General features: G+C 71.1%; 12 protein-coding genes and 1 tRNA gene. 8 read left to right on the top strand and 5 right to left on the bottom strand.

Annotated elements, in window-relative coordinates; translation table 11 throughout:
* Positions 1-154: 154 nt before the first annotated feature.
* From ACGF2Y_RS25850 to ACGF2Y_RS25820, 7 genes are all read left to right on the top strand, one after another.
* Entirely contained in the window at positions 155-1,813 is a 1,659-nt protein-coding gene (locus ACGF2Y_RS25850; RefSeq protein ID WP_392951888.1) for an SCO3242 family prenyltransferase, read from the top strand.
* Positions 1,810-2,682 (top strand): sugar phosphate isomerase/epimerase family protein, encoded by an 873-nt coding sequence (locus ACGF2Y_RS25845; RefSeq protein WP_392951886.1) that lies wholly within the window; start codon positions 1,810-1,812, stop codon positions 2,680-2,682. The genes ACGF2Y_RS25850 and ACGF2Y_RS25845 overlap by 4 nt, the downstream gene beginning before the upstream one ends.
* Positions 2,676-3,383, top strand: coding sequence for an EboA domain-containing protein (locus ACGF2Y_RS25840; RefSeq protein ID WP_392951884.1), 708 nt, complete (start codon positions 2,676-2,678; stop codon positions 3,381-3,383). Before ACGF2Y_RS25845 ends, ACGF2Y_RS25840 begins: the two co-directional genes overlap by 7 nt.
* On the top strand, positions 3,383-4,240 hold the full coding sequence (locus ACGF2Y_RS25835) for a TatD family hydrolase (protein ID WP_392951882.1): 858 nt from the start codon (positions 3,383-3,385) through the stop codon (positions 4,238-4,240). Before ACGF2Y_RS25840 ends, ACGF2Y_RS25835 begins: the two co-directional genes overlap by 1 nt.
* Before the next feature lie 4 nt (positions 4,241-4,244).
* Positions 4,245-5,459 carry a metabolite traffic protein EboE gene (gene eboE / locus ACGF2Y_RS25830; RefSeq protein WP_392951879.1) on the top strand — a complete coding sequence of 405 codons (1,215 nt, stop codon included), beginning with the start codon at positions 4,245-4,247 and terminating at the stop codon, positions 5,457-5,459.
* On the top strand, positions 5,456-6,850 hold the full coding sequence (locus ACGF2Y_RS25825) for an alkaline phosphatase family protein (protein WP_392951878.1): 1,395 nt from the start codon (positions 5,456-5,458) through the stop codon (positions 6,848-6,850). Before eboE ends, ACGF2Y_RS25825 begins: the two co-directional genes overlap by 4 nt.
* A gap of 65 nt (positions 6,851-6,915) precedes the next feature.
* Positions 6,916-8,022: a sugar phosphate isomerase/epimerase family protein gene (locus tag ACGF2Y_RS25820; protein WP_392951876.1), complete on the top strand. Its 1,107-nt coding sequence runs from the start codon at positions 6,916-6,918 to the stop codon at positions 8,020-8,022.
* 82 nt (positions 8,023-8,104) lie between these two features.
* On the opposite strand, the gene ACGF2Y_RS25815 is transcribed toward ACGF2Y_RS25820, so the two are convergent.
* Positions 8,105-9,409 carry a DUF2254 domain-containing protein gene (locus ACGF2Y_RS25815; RefSeq protein ID WP_392951873.1) on the bottom strand — a complete coding sequence of 435 codons (1,305 nt, stop codon included), beginning with the start codon at positions 9,407-9,409 and terminating at the stop codon, positions 8,105-8,107.
* A 164-nt stretch (positions 9,410-9,573) separates the two neighbouring features.
* Between ACGF2Y_RS25815 and ACGF2Y_RS25810 the strand changes: the two genes are divergently transcribed.
* Positions 9,574-9,661 (top strand) — tRNA-Leu (locus ACGF2Y_RS25810).
* A gap of 260 nt (positions 9,662-9,921) precedes the next feature.
* On the opposite strand, the gene ACGF2Y_RS25805 is transcribed toward ACGF2Y_RS25810, so the two are convergent.
* The 4 genes from ACGF2Y_RS25805 to ACGF2Y_RS25790 form a co-directional block, all read right to left on the bottom strand.
* Entirely contained in the window at positions 9,922-11,757 is a 1,836-nt protein-coding gene (locus ACGF2Y_RS25805; RefSeq protein WP_392951870.1) for a Dyp-type peroxidase, read from the bottom strand.
* 69 nt (positions 11,758-11,826) lie between these two features.
* Positions 11,827-13,701 carry a galactose oxidase-like domain-containing protein gene (locus ACGF2Y_RS25800; RefSeq protein ID WP_392951866.1) on the bottom strand — a complete coding sequence of 625 codons (1,875 nt, stop codon included), beginning with the start codon at positions 13,699-13,701 and terminating at the stop codon, positions 11,827-11,829.
* Positions 13,702-14,532: 831 nt separating this feature from the next.
* Positions 14,533-15,441 carry a cytochrome c biogenesis CcdA family protein gene (locus ACGF2Y_RS25795; protein WP_392951864.1) on the bottom strand — a complete coding sequence of 303 codons (909 nt, stop codon included), beginning with the start codon at positions 15,439-15,441 and terminating at the stop codon, positions 14,533-14,535.
* Between the two features lie 6 nt (positions 15,442-15,447).
* Positions 15,448-16,047 carry a redoxin domain-containing protein gene (locus tag ACGF2Y_RS25790; protein WP_392951862.1) on the bottom strand — a complete coding sequence of 200 codons (600 nt, stop codon included), beginning with the start codon at positions 16,045-16,047 and terminating at the stop codon, positions 15,448-15,450.
* Positions 16,048-16,701 lie beyond the last annotated feature (654 nt).

Genomic DNA, 16,701 nt, shown 5'->3' with positions numbered 1-16,701 from the left:
GGAGCTCACGGCCGGGCGGCGGAACGGTTCCGCACACGGCGGGCCGGCCGCCGTGACCGATGACAGCCTGTCCGGTGCGGGTGGGACTGCGCCCGCACCGGACAGGCCCGGACCGCCCCCCACGGGCCGGAGCTGGGAACGGGGCGCGGACGCCGTGGGCGAGGGCCGACCGGACGCGGGCGCCGGCCGGGGCACCGATGGGGGCTCCGACCGGGGTGAAGACGGGGTCTCCGAGCTGGGTGCAGACGGGGGTTGCGACCGGGGCTCCGACCCGGGTGCAGATGGGAGTGCCGATGAGGGCACGCCCCGGGAGCGCCTGCGGGCCTGGGCGGAACTGCTGCGCGTCTCCGCCCTGTTCTCCGTGCCCGGGGACGCCCTGGCGGGCGCGGCGGCGGTGGGCCGGCGGCCCGGCCGGGGCACCGCACTGGCGATCGGCGCGTCGCTGTGCCTGTACGAAGCCGGGATGGCCCTCAACGACTGGGCCGACCGCGACGAGGACGCCGTCGACCGCCCGCACCGCCCGATCCCCTCGGGCCGCATCAGCCCGGCGGCGGCCCTGGGGGCGTCCGGAGTACTGACCGCAGCGGGCCTCGCCCTGGCGGCCAGGGCCGGCCGCCCCGCGCTGGCCGTCGCCACGGGCCTGGCCGCCACGGTCTGGGCCTACGACCTCCGCCTGAAGCACACAGAGGCGGGCCCGGCGGCCATGGCCGCGGCCCGCTCCCTGGACGTGCTGCTGGGCGCGACGGCGACGGCGACGGCGGCAGGAGTGGGAGTGGGAGTGGGGACGGTGGCGCCGCCCGGTACGCCGGGCGGCGGAGGCCGACCCGGCAACGTTGCGGGAGGGGCGGCCCCGGCAGGAGCGCTACCGGCAACAGGAGCACTGCCGGCAAGGGGGATACCGGTAGGAGCGATCCCGGCTCCGGCACGCGGTACGGCGACATCGGCTCCGGCGCTCGGCGGCCTGACCGCATGCCTGCCCGCGCTGCCGGCCGCCCTGGTGCTCGGGGCCCACACCTACGGCGTCACCGCCGTGTCGCGCCACGAGGCACAGGGCGGTTCCACCGGCACCCCGCTCGCGGTGCTGGCCACGACGACGGCACTCGCGGCAGCGGTGCTGGGGGAGTTCCGGGGACGGGCCCCGGAGCACTCCGGGGCGACCACGGCCCATGCCGGGGCAGGGCTGTGGCATACAAGCAGTTCCGGCCGGGACGCCGTTCCCGGCGCGAGGACGGTGGAGGCGGGCCGCCTCGGACGGGTGATCGGCCTCGGAGCGCGTGCGCAGGAGGCAGGCTTTGACAGGAGGGCAGCCGCCGTCGGAGCGAGGCCGCCGGAGCCAGGTCTCCCCGGATGGGTTGCCGTTCTTGGCGCGGGGCTGCGGGACACAGGCCATAGCAGGCGGGCCACCGTCGTCGGAGCGAGTTCGCAGGAGCCAGGTCTCCCTGGACGGGTTGCCGTTCTTGGCGCGGTGTTGCAGGAGGCGGGCCGTAGCAGGCGGGCCGCCGACGCCGCAGCGAGTCCGCAGCCCGGGGGCTCCCGCGGCACGGGCCGTCCGGGGTGGACCACCGGCCCCACCCGTCTCCTCCTCATCACGCTCACCGGCGCTTATCTCCGTACCGCCGGGCCTCCCCTCCTGCATGCCGCACTGAACCCGTCCCCGCCGCTGACCCAGCGGGCGGTCGGCGGGGGCATCCGGGCCATGATCCCGCTCCAGGCCGCGCTCGCCGTCCGCGCCGGGGCGCCCGTCACCGGTCTCGCCGGCATGGGGCTCGTCCCCCTCGCCCGCAGCCTCGCCCGGAAGGTGAGCCTCACATGACCCTCCACCTCGGATACGGCACCAACGGGCTCACCGACCTCCGCCTCGACGACGCCCTCCGCCTGCTCGCCGACCTCGGCTACGAGGGCGTCGGCCTGACCCTCGACCACATGCACCTGGACCCCATGGCCCCGGACCTCACCGAGCGCACCCGCCAGGTCCGCCGCAGGCTCACCTCCCTCGGCCTCCGGGTCACCGTGGAGACCGGCGCCCGCTATGTCCTCGACCCGCGCCGCAAGCACGGCCCTTCCCTCCTCGACCCGGACCCCGACGCCCGCGCCGCCCGCACCGCGCTGCTCGTCCGCGCCGTCGACGTGGCCGCCGAACTCGGTGCGCACGCCGTCCACTGCTTCAGCAGCATCACCCCGCCCGGCACCCCGGCCGACACCGCGTGGAAACGGTTCACCGAAGCGATCGCCCCCGTCCTCGAAGCCGCCGACCGGTCAGGGATTCCTCTCGCCATCGAGCCCGAACCCGGTCACCTCCTCGCCACCCTCGCCGACTTCCACCACCTGCGCGCCCTCCTCGGCGACCCGGGACCGCTCGGCCTCACCCTCGACATCGGCCACTGCCAGTGCCTGGAGGAGGCATCGCCCGTGGCGTGCGTCAAGGACTCCGCCCCCTGGCTCCGGCACGTCCAGATCGAGGACATGCGGCGCGGCGTCCACGAACACCTCCCGTTCGGTGACGGGGAGATCGACTTCCCGCCCGTGCTCGCCGCCCTGGCAGCCTCGGACTACCGGGGCCTCACCGTCGTCGAACTGCCCCGCCACTCCCACGCGGGCCCCGAGCTGGCCCGTACGTCGATCGACTTCCTGCACGACGCCATGACACGCGGTGCCACGACCGAGGGAGCCGCCCCGTGCTGAAGTCCCGCAAGGAACTCGACGCCGAACTCGACGGGGCCGCCCGCGCCTGGCTCGACGAGGCCCTCGCCGAAGCCGCCCACGACGCGGTCCGCACACAAGTCGCGCCCGACGCCCCCGGTCCGGAGGCCACCGGCCCGTACACCTCCCCGCCGTGGGAGCTGCGCTACGCCGCCGCCGGCCGGCACTGCGGACCGGAGCACGCCGACTCCGTACGCTCCCTCCTGCTCGTCGAGGCCCGCGCCTCACTGCCCTCCGTCACCCGGCTCTACGAACAGGGCACCGCCGCCGAACGCCGCGCCGTCCTGCTCACCCTGCATCGCCTCGGCCTCGGCGACACCGCCCTCCCGCTCGTCGAGGACGCCCTGCGCACCAGCGACACCCGGCTGGTCGCCGCGGCCGTCGGCCCCTACGCCGCCGATCATCTGGGCCCGCACGCCTGGCGGCACGCCGTACTGAAGTGCCTGTTCACCGAGGTGCCGGTGGCGGCCGTCGCCCGGCTCGGCGACCGGGCCGGAGGTGACGCCGAACTCGCCCGGATGCTCGACGACTTCGCCGCCGAACGCACGGCGGCGGGCCGCACGGTCCCCGAAGACCTGCGCACGGTCCTCGCCCTCACCGCCCCGGTCGGCGATGGCACCCACCAGGCCCCGCCGAGGCCGACCGCGGCTCCCGCAGCGCCCGCCCCCACGGAGGAGTCCTGATGCGCATCTTCGACCCCCACATCCACATGACCTCCCGCACCACTGACGACTACCGGGCGATGCACGACGCGGGCGTCCGCGCGCTCGTCGAGCCCTCCTTCTGGCTCGGCCAGCCCCGTACCTCGCCCGCCAGCTTCTTCGACTACTTCGACGCACTCCTCGGCTGGGAGCCCTTCCGCGCCTCCCAGTACGGCATCGCCCACCACTGCACACTCGCCCTCAACCCCAAAGAGGCGAACGACCCCCGCTGCACCCCCGTCCTGGACGCACTGCCCCGCTACCTCGTCAAGGACTCCGTCGTCGCCGTCGGCGAGATCGGCTACGACTCCATGACCCCGGCCGAGGACCACGCGCTGGCCGCACAGCTCCAGCTCGCCGCCGACCACGGGCTGCCCGCCCTCGTCCACACCCCGCACCGCGACAAGCTCTCCGGTCTGCACCGCACGATCGACGTCATCCGCGAATCGGACCTCCCCCCGGAGCACGTCCTGCTCGACCACCTCAATGAGACAACCGTAGAGGCCGCCACTGACAGCGGCTGCTGGGCCGGATTCTCCATCTACCCGGACACCAAGATGGACGAGGACCGGATGGTCACCATCCTCCGGAACCACGGCACCGAGAAGATCCTCGTCAACTCGGCCGCCGACTGGGGCAGGAGCGACCCCCTCAAGACCCGCAAGGTCGCCGACGCCATGCTGAAGGCCGGCTTCACCGAGGACGACGTCGATGAGGTCCTGTGGCGCAACCCCGTCACCTTCTACGGACAGAGCGGCCGCCTCCAGCTCGACACCCCGGCACCCGATCTGCGCCGGCCGCTCCACGAGGGCAACTCCATCCTGCGCGGCGGGGAGTGAGGCCATGCGCTTCCGCCACCCGGACGGCTCCACCGTCCACCTCGCCTACTGCACCAACGTCCACCCCGCCGAAACCCTGGACGGAGTCCGCGCCCAGCTCCGCGACCACTGCGAACCCGTACGCCGCCGACTCGGCCGGGACCGGCTCGGCATCGGCCTCTGGCTCGCCCGGGACGCCGCCCGCGCCCTGACCGACGACCCCGCCGAACTCCGCGCCCTGCGCGCCGAGCTCGACAGCCGCGGCCTCGAAGTGGTCACCCTCAACGGCTTCCCGTACGAAGGGTTCGGCACCGAAGAGGTCAAATACCGGGTCTACCGGCCGGACTGGACCGAACCCGACCGCCTCACCCACACCACCGACCTCGCCCGGCTGCTGGCCGCCCTGCTCCCGGACGACGTCACCGAGGGGAGCATCTCCACCCTGCCGCTCGCCTGGCGCACCCCCTACGACGGCGACCCCGCGGCCGCCCGCACCGCCCGCGCCGCCTTCACCACACTCGCCCAGCGCCTCGACGCACTGGCCGAACTGACCGGCAAGTCCATCCGCGTCGGCCTCGAACCGGAACCGGGCTGCACGGTGGAGACCACCGCCGACGCCATCGCCCCGCTCACCGGCATCGGTCACGACCGCATCGGCATCTGCGTCGACACCTGCCACCTCGCCACCTCCTTCGAGGACCCCGCCACCGCACTCGACGCCCTGGCCGCCGCCGGCATCCGTGTCGTCAAGTCCCAGCTCTCCGCCGCCCTGCACGCCGAGCACCCCCACCTGCCCGAGGTCCGCACCGCCCTCTCCGCGTTCGCCGAACCACGCTTCCTGCACCAGACGCGCACGCTTCCCCGAGCTCTCGAACAGACCCGGGCAGGGGAGGGGCCACCCGCCGCCGGGCTGCGCGGCACCGACGACCTGGACGAGGCCCTCACCGGCCGGGCGCTCCCGGACAGCACGCCCTGGCGCGCGCACTTCCACGTACCGCTGCACGCACCCCCGGCGCCCCCGCTGACCTCGACCCTGCCGGTGCTCCGCGACACGCTCGCCCGCCTCGTCGGCGGACCCGCGCCCCTGACCCGGCACCTGGAGGTGGAGACGTACACCTGGCAGGCGCTGCCCGCCGAGCTGCGTCCCCGTACCCGCGGCCGGCTCGCCGACGGCATCGCCGCCGAACTCACCCTCGCCCGCGACCTCCTGGTCGACCTCGGCCTCAAGGAACTGCCATGACCGACGGAGCCGCCCCCGGTCCCACCCCTCTCCTGGTCCTCGACGTGGTCGGCCTCACCCCGCAGCTCCTGGCCCACATGCCGAACCTCCGGGCCATGGGGGAGCAGGGTGCGCGGGCACCGCTCTCGACCGTCCTGCCGGCCGTCACCTGCGCCGCCCAGTCGACCTTCCTCACCGGCACGACGCCCGCCGAACACGGCATCGTCGCCAACGGCTGGTACTTCCGCGAGCTCGGCGCGGTCCTGCTGTGGCGCCAGCACAACGGGCTCGTCGAGGGCGACAAGCTCTGGGACGCGGCCCGCCGCGCCCACCCGGGCTACACCGTCGCCAACATCTGCTGGTGGTACGCGATGGGCGCCGACACCGACTGGACGGTCACCCCGCGCCCCGTCTACTACGCCGACGGCCGCAAGGAACCCGACTGCTACACCAGGCCCCCCGCGCTCCACGACGAACTGACCGACAGACTCGGCACGTTCCCCCTCTTCCACTTCTGGGGCCCCGGCGCCGACCTCGTCTCCTCCCGGTGGATCATCGACGCCACCCGGCACATCATCGCCACCCGCACCCCCGACCTCGCCCTCTGCTATCTGCCGCACCTCGACTACGACCTCCAGCGCTACGGCCCCGACGACCCCCGCTCGCACCGGGCCGCCACCGACCTGGACCGGGCCGTGGCCCCGCTGCTGGCGGACGCCCGTGCCGAAGGACGTACCGTCGTCGCGCTCTCCGAATACGGCATCACCCGCGTCGACCGGCCGATCGACATCAACCGCGCACTGCGCCGGGCGGGCCTGCTGGAGGTCCACACCCAGGACGGCATGGAATACCTGGACGCGATGACCTCCCGGGCCTTCGCCGTAGCCGACCACCAGCTCGCCCACATCTACGTACGCCGTCCCGAGAACCTGGAGGCGACCCGGGCGGCCCTCGCGGAGCTGCCCGGAATCGAACAGCTCCTCGACGACGAGGGCAAGAAGGCGAACCACCTGGACCACCCCCGCTCCGGCGAACTGGTCGCCGTCGCGGAGAAGGACGCCTGGTTCACGTACTACTACTGGCTCGACGACGCACGCGCCCCCGACTTCGCCCAGCTCGTCGAGATCCACCGCAAGCCCGGCTACGACCCCGTCGAGCTCTTCATGGATCCCCGGGACCCCTACGTCCGGGTCAAGGCCGTCTCGGCGGTCGCCCGCAAGAAGCTCGGCCTGCGCTACCGCATGGCGGTCGTCCCCCTGGACCCCTCACCTATTCGCGGCAGCCACGGCCGCCTCCCCGAGAGCGACGACGAAGGTCCGCTCATCCTCTGCTCCACCCCCCACGCGTTCACCGACCGGGTCAGGGCCACCGAAGTCAAGTCCCTGCTCCTCAAGCTTGCCGGACTGCACTGACACTCCTCGCGTACTCGGCACCGCACCACTCACCCCGTCAGGTCAGCAAGGGAGTACACGCCAACATGAGCCGCACCTCCAAGGACACCGAACTCGCCCGCAGACTGAGCCGCCGCAATATCCTCGGTGTCGCCGCCGGAGCCACCGCCGCCACGATCACCGGCGAGGCGAGCGCCCAGGCCGACAGCCGTGACCACGGCCAGGGCCACGGCCGGGGACATGACCAGAGCTACGGCCACGGGCATGGCAAGGGTCACGGGCACGGGCATGGCAAGGGCAGGCCCGTCCTGCCCCCCGGCCGCCTCGGCATCCAGCTCTACAGTCTCCGCGACCAGGTCTCCACACTCGGCTTCGGCCCCGTCTTCACCGAACTGGAGAAGTACGGCTACGACGAGATCGAGTTCGCGGGCTACACCCAGGGCTCGGCCGGCGCCATCACCCTGGCCCAGCTCAAGCGGCTGGCCCGCGACCACGGACTCAACCCGATCGGCAGCCACGTCGGCTATTACGACGACAACAACCCCGGCGCCTACACCTTCGCCCAGAACCTGGAGAAGGTCCTTGACGACGCCCAGGCCCTCGGCCTCAAGCACATCGGCACGCCCTCCGGCCCGTTCCGGTACGGCTCCACGGTGGACGGCTGGAAGCGGGTCGCGGAGGAGTTCAACGTCTACGGGGCGGCCGCCCGCAAACGCGGCATGAAGTTCTACCAGCACAACCACGCCGAGGAATTCTCCTTCGCGACCGACAAGCCGCGCGTACGCCTCTACGACGTGCTGCTCGAAGAGACCGACCCGGACCTCGTCCACCTGGAGATGGACATCTACTGGGCGTTCTGCGCCCAGTTCCGCTTCAGCAGGCGCGTGGACGGCAGCCCGGCCCCGCTCGACCCGCTGCAGTACGTCCTGAAGCACCCTGACCGCTACCCGCTGTTCCACGTCAAGGACGGCGTCCGCGACGACACGACGCGCGACGGCTACCGCATGTCGGACGTCGGCGACGGGGACATCGACTACAGGACGTTCCTGTCCAAGGTCACGAGCCGGACCCACCGAGGCCGGACGTACCACCACTGGCAGACCGAGCACGACAACCCGGTCGAGTCGCTCGCCTTCGCCCGTAAGTCGAGCGAGCACCTGCACTCCCTGCGCGAGGGCCGCTGCGGCGACTGACGGGTGCGGCCGGTCCCGCCGGAGTCGCTCCGGCGGGACGGACGGCAGGGCCCGGGCCGCACCGACTTCCGCGCTGCGGCCCCTACCCGATGCCCTGGCGGTTCGGAAGCAGGGCGAACTCGCGGTCGGCGGCCACCGGCACCGTACGCTCAACGGTCTGGACGAGCAGCGCACGATGCCTGTCCAGCGACTTCTTCCGTTCCTCGGGGGCGAGAAGCAGCAGGTCGTCGAGGCCTGCCATGAGCCGGCGCGTCACCTGGGGACTCCTGGCGACACACCAGCGGATCTCCTCGAAGGCGAGGTCGACCAGGTCGTCCCACTCCGGACCGTCCTGCACGAGGCGCACCCGCCCGGCCCGGTCCCGGTGGTGGACGGCACCGAGCGGCAGGTGGGCCACGGCCGCGAGGAACTGCACGGTCCGGTCCAGGCACTGCACGGCGGTGGTCGGATCGTTCACGGACGGCGACAGGGCCCGCAACGCGATGTCCGTGAGCTGACGCAGCCCGAACGCCAGATCCTGGTGCAGGGTGCGCTCCACCGAGACGGACACCGTGTACCGGAGCCGGTGCCGAGGCGGCACGGACCCGCCGTGGACGGCGAGGACCGGCGTCCCCGGCACCACGAAGTCGCCGATCCGCGGGATGAGCCGCAGCACGACGTCCTGCCGCCGCGCGGCCCGGACCAGCCGCGCCGTGTTCACGTCCCGCAGCACCCCGGCCCGCCCCTCGTGCATGACCCGCGCGGTCTCCGGCCCCGGCCCGTCCTCTCCCCGCGGACCGCTCGGCATCCTGCCCAGCACCCGGAACGAGTCGCGCGCGATTCTGTCGACGACCGGCCCCACCTGCATCAGCCGCAGCGTCGCGCTCACGTAGACGACGAAGAGCAGCAGACTCAGCCCGAGCAGTACCAGGATGAGCAGGCTCTGTACCAGCGGGACCGAGACCACCCGGCGTGGGTCGGTCTCGCTCTCGAACGAGGAGAGCACGAGCAGTGACAGCAGGAACGTCGCCAGGAACACCGTCAGCGTGAGCTTGGTGATCCGGCTCCTGACGAAGATCCGTACGACTCGCGGCGTCAGCTGCCCGCCGGCCATCTGCACCGCGACCAGAGAGATGCTGAACACGACCCCGATGAACGTCATCATCGCCGAGCTGATCGTGGTGACGATCGTCTTCGTGTCCTGGGAGAACGCGATGAGCCGGCCGAGCTCGTCGTACGCCTCCTCCCGCCGGAGCAGCGAGACGATCGCATCGTCCAGCTCGGTGGCGCCCAACCACAGCACGAACACACAGACGAACCCCATGGTCGGGGCGAACCAGAACGTGTCACGCAGATGCTCACGCAGAGGGGACAGCGGACGGGGCCGGCGGTAGCCGCGATCACTCATGGACGCGAAGGTAGCCCCGGGAACTCCGCGGACCGGGGAGGCCGAGGTCCCACCGGCACGCCGCACCGCACTGACCACCGGATATGCAGGTGAAGGGCGCGCCGAACCCCTGGTATTGTTTTCCATGTCGCCGCGGGAAACACACCGCGAACGGCAGACACCTTGTCCGGGTGGCGGAATGGCAGACGCGCTAGCTTGAGGTGCTAGTGCCCTTTATCGGGCGTGGGGGTTCAAGTCCCCCCTCGGACACCAGGGTCAATCGACCAAATGAAACCAGTCAAAGCGACACTTTGTCGCTTTGACCGGTTTTGTTGTTGTGGTGGACGTGGTCTGGCCTTCTGCGGGTTCGCAGAGGGCCAGATGTGTTTGTGCTGTTCAGGTGGGGTGGGGTGGGGCGGGTGACGGTGGGGTGAGTGCCTGCTGCGGGGCAGAGCATCCTGCCACCCGTCATGCGGCCGGCACCGAGGAGCCGGCCGGCTACCGGGGAGCAGGACAGGACCACGGTGGTCGGATCAGTGCTGGGTCCTGGTACTCCAGATCGGAGCGTTCTCGCTGTCGTAGATCACTACGTTGCCGTCTGCCTGGACGACGAGTACGGCGCCCGGGTTGTCGGCTGTTCCGGACGCCCATACCGGCTGGTTGTCCGGTGTGTAGATGACGAGGTTGCCGTCTTCCTGGAAGACCGCGCGGGCATCGGGAGTGGCCGGGTTGTTCGAGGCCCAGCGGGGGGACTCGTCCTCGTCGAAGACGACGAGCCGCCCGTCGTCCTGGAGCACCAGCCTGGCCTTGCCGGCGTCGACGCTGTCCATGAGCAGGAAGGTCGAGACGGCGGAGATGGTGTGGTTGCCGTTCTCCTCGACGCGGACCTTGATCCTGGGGGCGTCGTCCGACAGCTTGCCGTCGGCCAGCCGGTCCAGGGTCGACAGCGACGGCGCGAAGGCGTACACGGCTCCCTCGGTCCGGACGAACTGCTCGAACCGCACCTGCTGGCCCTTGAAGCTGACGTCGGTCGACTCACCGACCATGGGGTCCGCACCGACCGACGGCTTGCGCGACGGGAAGTCGACCGCGTTGATCCAGTCCTTCTGGATGAACTCGAACTGCCGGACCAGGTCGGACTGGTAGCTGACGAACACCAGACCGCGAGCCGCGTCGGGCCCGTGCCGGCTCGACCCGGCGGGGTCGAACGGCTGCCCGTACGGGATGCCCCGGCGCATGATGCGCCGGCCGTCCAGGTTCCCCTTCTCCGGGACGGGCGGCTGTCCCTCCTTGAACACAAGACCGTCCCGGGGGTTGGTCTTGCGCAGGTGGGAGAAGAGCGGGGTGATCTCGCCCTCCGGGTCGTCGGCGAAGCTGATCTCGTTGTCGTTCGCCGATGCCGGGTCGGAGGGCATGTCGGCGTACGGGCATTTCGCCACGGGCGTGCCCGAGCGCCAGCGGCCGACCAGACGGGCGGCCAGCCACTCGGTGGTGGCCTCCGGTGGTACCACCTTCTTGCTCTTCAGCTCCTTCAGCCGTGCGCCGACCTGGGCCCACCAGCCGGGGACGTCCTGGCCGAGTCGGCGCACCACGTGGAAGGAGCCGTTCCTCGCCCACTCCGGCAGGTCGGAGGGCTTGCCGTCAACGGTCCGCTCACCGACGACGAACTCGCCGGCCGGGATGATCCGGGTCCCCGGGCTGCCCTTCTTCCACTCGGGGTGCTCCGGGTCGGGCTCGTCGAACCCCTCCACGGCCGGCTCGCTGACGCCGTCCTTGAAGCCGAAGTGCTCCTTGCCGGCCCGGTCGCCGGGCAGCGTCTGGCCGTCCTGCTCAAAGATGATCACCGCCTTGTGGGTGGCGGCTTCCTGGCGCTCCTCCGCGAGGGCGGCCCGCAGATCCTCCACCCGGTCGGCGGCGATGGTGAGCACCGCGTGGACGGGCTGGGCCCGGCTGTCGCCGAAGAGCCAGTACTCCGGGGAGTTGTCCCCGGTGTCGCCGAGCTTCCCGGCCCGAAGGGCCGAGCCCTCCTTGAACGCGTGCTGGGTCGTGTCCGCCCTGGCCTCCGGGAACGGGTCCTTCCCCGTCAGCGTCTGCAGGCCGCAGTGGGTGAAGCTGATGGTGCGCCACAGTGCGTTCATGGCACGGGGATCGTCACCGCCGGAGTTGCGGCGGGCCTTGCTGAACGCCTCGTTGAACGCGGCGACCTGCCGGGTCGTGGCGATGCGCGGCTTCAGCCGCCGCAGCCATGTCCTGGCCCGTGTCGCGTCGTCGAACTTCAGGAACAGCAGCTGTACATGGTCCTTCTTGAAGCCGGCGAGCACATCGCCCTGAATTTCGGTACTCGCCCTCAGTACCAGGTCTGTCGCCATGCTGTCTCCACTCCCTAGGGGGTCCGTTTTCTTCGGTACGGGTTTCCTGCGCCGGTTTCCGGCCGGTCGTCAGCCTGCGGCGGGCGGGCCGAAGGACACGAACTTGGCCGTGCTGGGCACGCCGTCCTCGTTGAGGAGGAAGAGCATGTAGTAGCCCGGAGGCGCGGCGTTGGCGGAGGGTGGGGCCTGCAGCTCCAAGGAGCCGTCACCGCGGCTCTTGATGCGGACGTCGAGGTGACGCTGGCTGAAGTTCACCGCGTGGGTCGCTGTCGTGGGTGCGAGCAGCACCGCTCGCGTGACGTCCTCGGGGGTGGAGGTGAGCACCGTGAACCGGGAGTCGTAGGTGACCGCGCGCCCGGGTACCGCCGTGAGATCGGGTCGTTCGCCGTTGTGCAGATAGGCGGGCTCGTAGATCTCGATGGAGCCGTCCATGTCGTCGCTGATGTCCGGGTCGTTGGCGATCTGCTGCGCCTCGTCGCCGGTGACCATGATCCGGCCGTCGGGCAGGACCACGGCGTTGGAGTGGTAGCCGCGTGGCAGCCGTTGGGCGGGCCCGAGCTTCCAGTTGCCGTCGGTGTCACGCATCTCGGTCTGCCGGTACTTCAGGTCGGCGTTGGGGTTGTAGGGCCCGTTGCCGTAGTCGCGGATGTCGTAGGCGCCGTTGACGGTGAACAGGGTTCCGTCGGGCAGGATCAGGGTGTCGTCCTGTGTACGGCCGAAGGCCCGGGGTTCCTTGGTCTTCCACTGGCCGCCGACGAGCTGGTACGTGTTCGGATCGTCCCGGTCGCCGCCGAGGACGAGGACGGAGTCGGGGCCCTTGAAACCGGCCGGCAGCGGCACGGCCGAGCCGTAGCTGCGCAGGGCGGTGCCGGGCCGGTCGAGCAGGCTCGTACGGGTCTCGGTGACCGGGTCGAAGCGCCACTGCTGGTCGTGGTTCCGGCCGAGCCCGTAGATCTTGCCGTCACGCAGGGAGAACAGATGCGGATAGTCGTGCTTGAACGGGGCTTCCGCCCCGAAGACATCCACGGGCACGCTCTCGGGGACATTGGTCTTGCTGACCGGGACCGCGTGGGTCAGAGCCGGGAAGCGCTCCACGACGGGCGTGGGGGTTGCCCAGCCGAGCTCGGACTGGCCGGACATGATGAGGATCCGCCCGTCGGCGCCGGTGACAGCGCTGGGATACCAGCGCCCCACGGACATCTCCTCGTTGAGTGACCACTTCTGGGTCCAGGGGTTGAAGACGAGGGACAGCTTCGCGCCGGCGCCGTGGTTGCTGCCGAGGTTGCCGCCGAAGACGCCGAGCATCCCGTTGGGCAGGAAGGCGTGACCGGCGCAGAAGAAGGGCGCTGGCCGCAGTTCGTCCTTGCCGTCCGGCATCATGACGCTGGGTGGCGTGACCTTCTCGAACGCGTCCGCACCGCTGCCCTTGGCCGGGTCCCACACATAGGCCCGGCCCGCGTTCTCCTTGCCGATGATCTGGGTGGGCGCGGTCTCCTTCGTCGGGTTGGTCTCGATCCTCTCGAAGGAGAACATCAGGACCTTGCCCGTGGGCAACTGGGCCACGTGCACGGCGAAGTCGGGGGACGGGAAGTACTCCTTGAAGCGCCCGTACTCCTGAGCGCTGAACTGGCGGTTGTGCGCCGTCTGCGACCTGGTGAGCGACTCCAGACGCGCCGTACGCATCGGCTGCGGGTAGTCACCGAGGTCCTCGGCCCGTGCCCGGGTCTCGGCGTGCTCCTTCGCGTGCTCCTTGCCGAGCACGGCGGCCTCGGCCTGGTCCACCGTGACCTCGTCACGGGTATCGGGCTTGCTCTCCTGGTCGACGGAATGTGACCCCGACCCGCTGTCGTGGGCGACGGCGGCGGGAGTCGTGATGAGTGGGGTGGTCAGGGCGGAAATGACGGCGCAGGCGGAAACCAGCCTGGACAGCCGTGGTCGCGACATGGGGCTCCTCGTGGTCTGTCGGTTCACGTGTGCATGACGCCCGCCTCCAGGGCGGCGCTGAATATGCAGACGGCAAGACATGACGTCACTTGCAGTTACATGTGAGCACAGAGGGCTACCATCCGCAAAGGGTGCAAAACGGGGCACTGGCCGAGGGTGCGGGTTCAGCCAGGGGCTGCGGGTGAAGCACCGCAGGACCGCTTGGCGAATGCGATACGGGTCCGGATCACGGTCGTACGCTTGATCATCCGGGCATCCGGGCATCCGGGCATCCGGGCATCCGGGCATCTAGGCATCCGGGCATCTAGGCATCTAGGCATCCGATCGCGCGCTCGGCGCCGCGCCGGGTGCGGACGCCGGCCCCCTGCGCCGAAACCCCGCGCTCATGCTGCTGCGCACGAGAGAGCGGGCCATGGTTGCGTACGCGCGGAAGCGTGAAGCACTGGTGCGCATGGTGGCTGTGCGGGCCGAGGGGCTCCGGGACTTGCTGGTACCGGAGCTGCCGATACGGCAAAGTGGCCGGCTCCGAAGACGTCCTGGCTGGGTCAGGCCGGGGATGACAGGCCGTGTCCGCCCGCACCGGAGGCAGCGAGCTTCCGCGCTCCGTCGTTACGTGGGTGCCCAGTACCGGGCCGTGGTGCAGCCCGGCGAGTGGTGCCGCATGTTCGCCGAGACCTCTGGGGGCTCTCCCCGGCCATCAAGCCGTTCGTGACCTTGCTGCGTAGCCGGTCGTGGATGCGAAAGTCATCGGGCCGCCTCAAACGGGTGCGCCGGGTGGGCCACCCGGGCCAAGACCTTTTCATGGTCCTGCGGGCCGCCTACCCGGTCGCATCAGTCGGTGTGCTCCGAGGGCGAGGGCGAGGGCGAGGGCGAGGCGGGCCGGGCCTGTGTGCGGGAGGAGCGGCGCGCGTTCCTGCGGTGGATGACCCAGGCCGTCAGGAGCAGAGCGGCCAGGAGCCCGGCCAGGGTGGCGGGACCGATGTCGTCCAGGGCGTCGGCCAGGACGCGCTGGGCGGCGCCCGCGCCGTCGATGACCGGGTCGGTGGTGGCCGGGTCACGCTGGACGCGGATCTCGTACCAGCCGTAGTACGCGACGTACGCCCCGACGAGAAGGAGGAGCCCGCCGCCGATACGGGGAGTGAGTGCGCCGGCGCGGCGCAGTTGGCTGACGGCTGTGCTGCGGGTGAGGGCGACGGTCAGGGAAGCGACGCCGACGATGAGTCCCATGCCGGCCGCGTAGGCGGCGAAGAGGACGGTTCCCTCGGTGGTGGAGCCGCTGCGGAAGGCGGAGACGACGATGGCGAGGAACGGGGCGATGGTGCAGCCGAGGGACGCGGTGGCGTACGCCATGCCGAACAGGGCCATCGAGGGGATGGACCGGGTCACGGTGGGCGCCCGGCGGACCTTCGGCATGAGGGCGGGCAGTTGGCGGCCGGCCAGCAGCCAGCCACCCGCGGCGGCCATGATGATGCCGAAGGTGATGGTGAACCAGGGAAGATGTTCCTGGACCTGTCCGGCCACCGGCTGGATCGCCAGGCCGAACACGCCGAACAGGACGGCGAAACCGACGGTGATCGAAGCGGTCGCGGTCAGAGCCCGGCCGATGGCGACACCACGGGTGGGGCTGTCGTCGCCGAGGACGAGCAGCGAGAGGTAGGCGGGGAGGAGGGCGAAGCCGCACGGGTTGACGGCGGCGAGAATGCCCGCGGTGAGCGCGAGGGCGAGCGGGAGGTCGGACATCGCGAGTCAGCCGGTCAGTCCGGCGACCTTCTCGGCCAGCCCCTTGCCCCCGGGCAGGACACCCTCGTAGACGGTCTTCCCTGCCTTGTCGAGGATGACGTACCGGCTCTGCTCGGTGACCTCGAAGCGCTTCCAGATCTCGCCCTTCTCGTCGGACAACTGCGGGAAGCCGTCGGTCCCCGTGTCGGCGACGAAGTCCTTCATGGCCTCGTTCTTGTCCAGACCGGCCACGCCGACGACGTTGGCCTCGCCCGCGTAGTCGGTGGCGACCTTCGCGGTCGCCGTGGCCTGGGCCTTGCACTTGGGGCACCAGGGCGCCCAGAACCACAGCACGGTCGGTTTGCCCGCCAGTGCTTCGGCGTCGAACGGCTTCCCGTCCACCGTGTTCGCGGTGAACCGCAGTGCCTGCGGCACCGCGGGAGCGGTGGTCCCATCGCTGTCGGCGTCGGCGTCGGCGTCGGAGGTGGCCGGCGGCTGCTCGGGGGACGAGGAGCCCGAGGGCTGTGTGCCCGCCGTCTCGTTGTCGGCGCCGCTGTCCGATCCGCACCCCGTGAGGGCGAGCAGGGCGGCGGCGAGGGCGGCAGGCAGAACGGTGCGGGCGCGCATGGAGGACTCCTGTGTGGTCGGGATGGGAGTGACTCTAGATCCACCCTCCCCGCCCTGCGGGGGCCGCAGGGCTTACGGTTCGGTGACATGAGCCGGAGACGCCCGACAGGCCCGCGATCCCTGGCCGCAGCGGGCTTTTGCGCTCCGTCTTCAGAGGCGCGACGACCATCTCCGCGTCGGCGGGGCACAGTTCCTTCGCGGCGGCCGTGCGGAAACCCGGTGGACCGGGCCGTCCCGCAGGTGCGGGCCGACGGCGCCTACCGGGTGGGCGGTGGATGGGCGTGGGCGGTCCGGCGATCGGCACGTTGAGCGCGCGGAGTCGGCCGCCCGGTGTCACGGGTCCCGTTTCTTCAGGCCGGTGTCTGCCGAGATGACCCCGGGGGAACGAGGTACGCGCGGACGCCTCCGCGAAATCGCCGTCCGGCCGGCGGCCCACCGGGAAGCGGCCGCTCCGGTGCCCTCGCAGTAGTACGGAAGCGACGGGTCCGGTTCCAGCGGCGCTGAACGCGGGGCGCTTCAGCAGCCGTCACTCCCTCCCGTCACGATCTGGTCTCGGACACGGGATGGGGTCTTGTTTTCAGCCATGTAATCGATTCCAATCATCCGTGTAATCGATTCCACGGCGTCGCACCCACCGGTCTCTCACCAGTCCGT

The sequence above is a fragment of the Streptomyces sp. NPDC048142 genome, assembly GCF_043202835.1.
Taxonomy (GTDB): Bacteria; Actinomycetota; Actinomycetes; order Streptomycetales; family Streptomycetaceae; genus Streptomyces.
This window is presented reverse-complemented; position numbering and strand designations above follow the sequence as displayed.

What these genes read in the sequence shown, in the direction of transcription:
- ACGF2Y_RS25820 (WP_392951876.1), top strand. Translation starts at nt 6,916, where the DNA reads ATGAGCCGCACCTCCAAGGACACCGAACTCGCCCGCAGACTGAGCCGC.
- ACGF2Y_RS25800 (WP_392951866.1), bottom strand. Translation starts at nt 13,701, where the DNA reads ATGTCGCGACCACGGCTGTCCAGGCTGGTTTCCGCCTGCGCCGTCATT.
- ACGF2Y_RS25825 (WP_392951878.1), top strand. Translation starts at nt 5,456, where the DNA reads ATGACCGACGGAGCCGCCCCCGGTCCCACCCCTCTCCTGGTCCTCGAC.
- ACGF2Y_RS25795 (WP_392951864.1), bottom strand. Translation starts at nt 15,441, where the DNA reads ATGTCCGACCTCCCGCTCGCCCTCGCGCTCACCGCGGGCATTCTCGCC.
- eboE (WP_392951879.1), top strand. Translation starts at nt 4,245, where the DNA reads ATGCGCTTCCGCCACCCGGACGGCTCCACCGTCCACCTCGCCTACTGC.
- ACGF2Y_RS25835 (WP_392951882.1), top strand. Translation starts at nt 3,383, where the DNA reads ATGCGCATCTTCGACCCCCACATCCACATGACCTCCCGCACCACTGAC.
- ACGF2Y_RS25845 (WP_392951886.1), top strand. Translation starts at nt 1,810, where the DNA reads ATGACCCTCCACCTCGGATACGGCACCAACGGGCTCACCGACCTCCGC.
- ACGF2Y_RS25805 (WP_392951870.1), bottom strand. Translation starts at nt 11,757, where the DNA reads ATGGCGACAGACCTGGTACTGAGGGCGAGTACCGAAATTCAGGGCGAT.
- ACGF2Y_RS25790 (WP_392951862.1), bottom strand. Translation starts at nt 16,047, where the DNA reads ATGCGCGCCCGCACCGTTCTGCCTGCCGCCCTCGCCGCCGCCCTGCTC.
- ACGF2Y_RS25815 (WP_392951873.1), bottom strand. Translation starts at nt 9,409, where the DNA reads ATGAGTGATCGCGGCTACCGCCGGCCCCGTCCGCTGTCCCCTCTGCGT.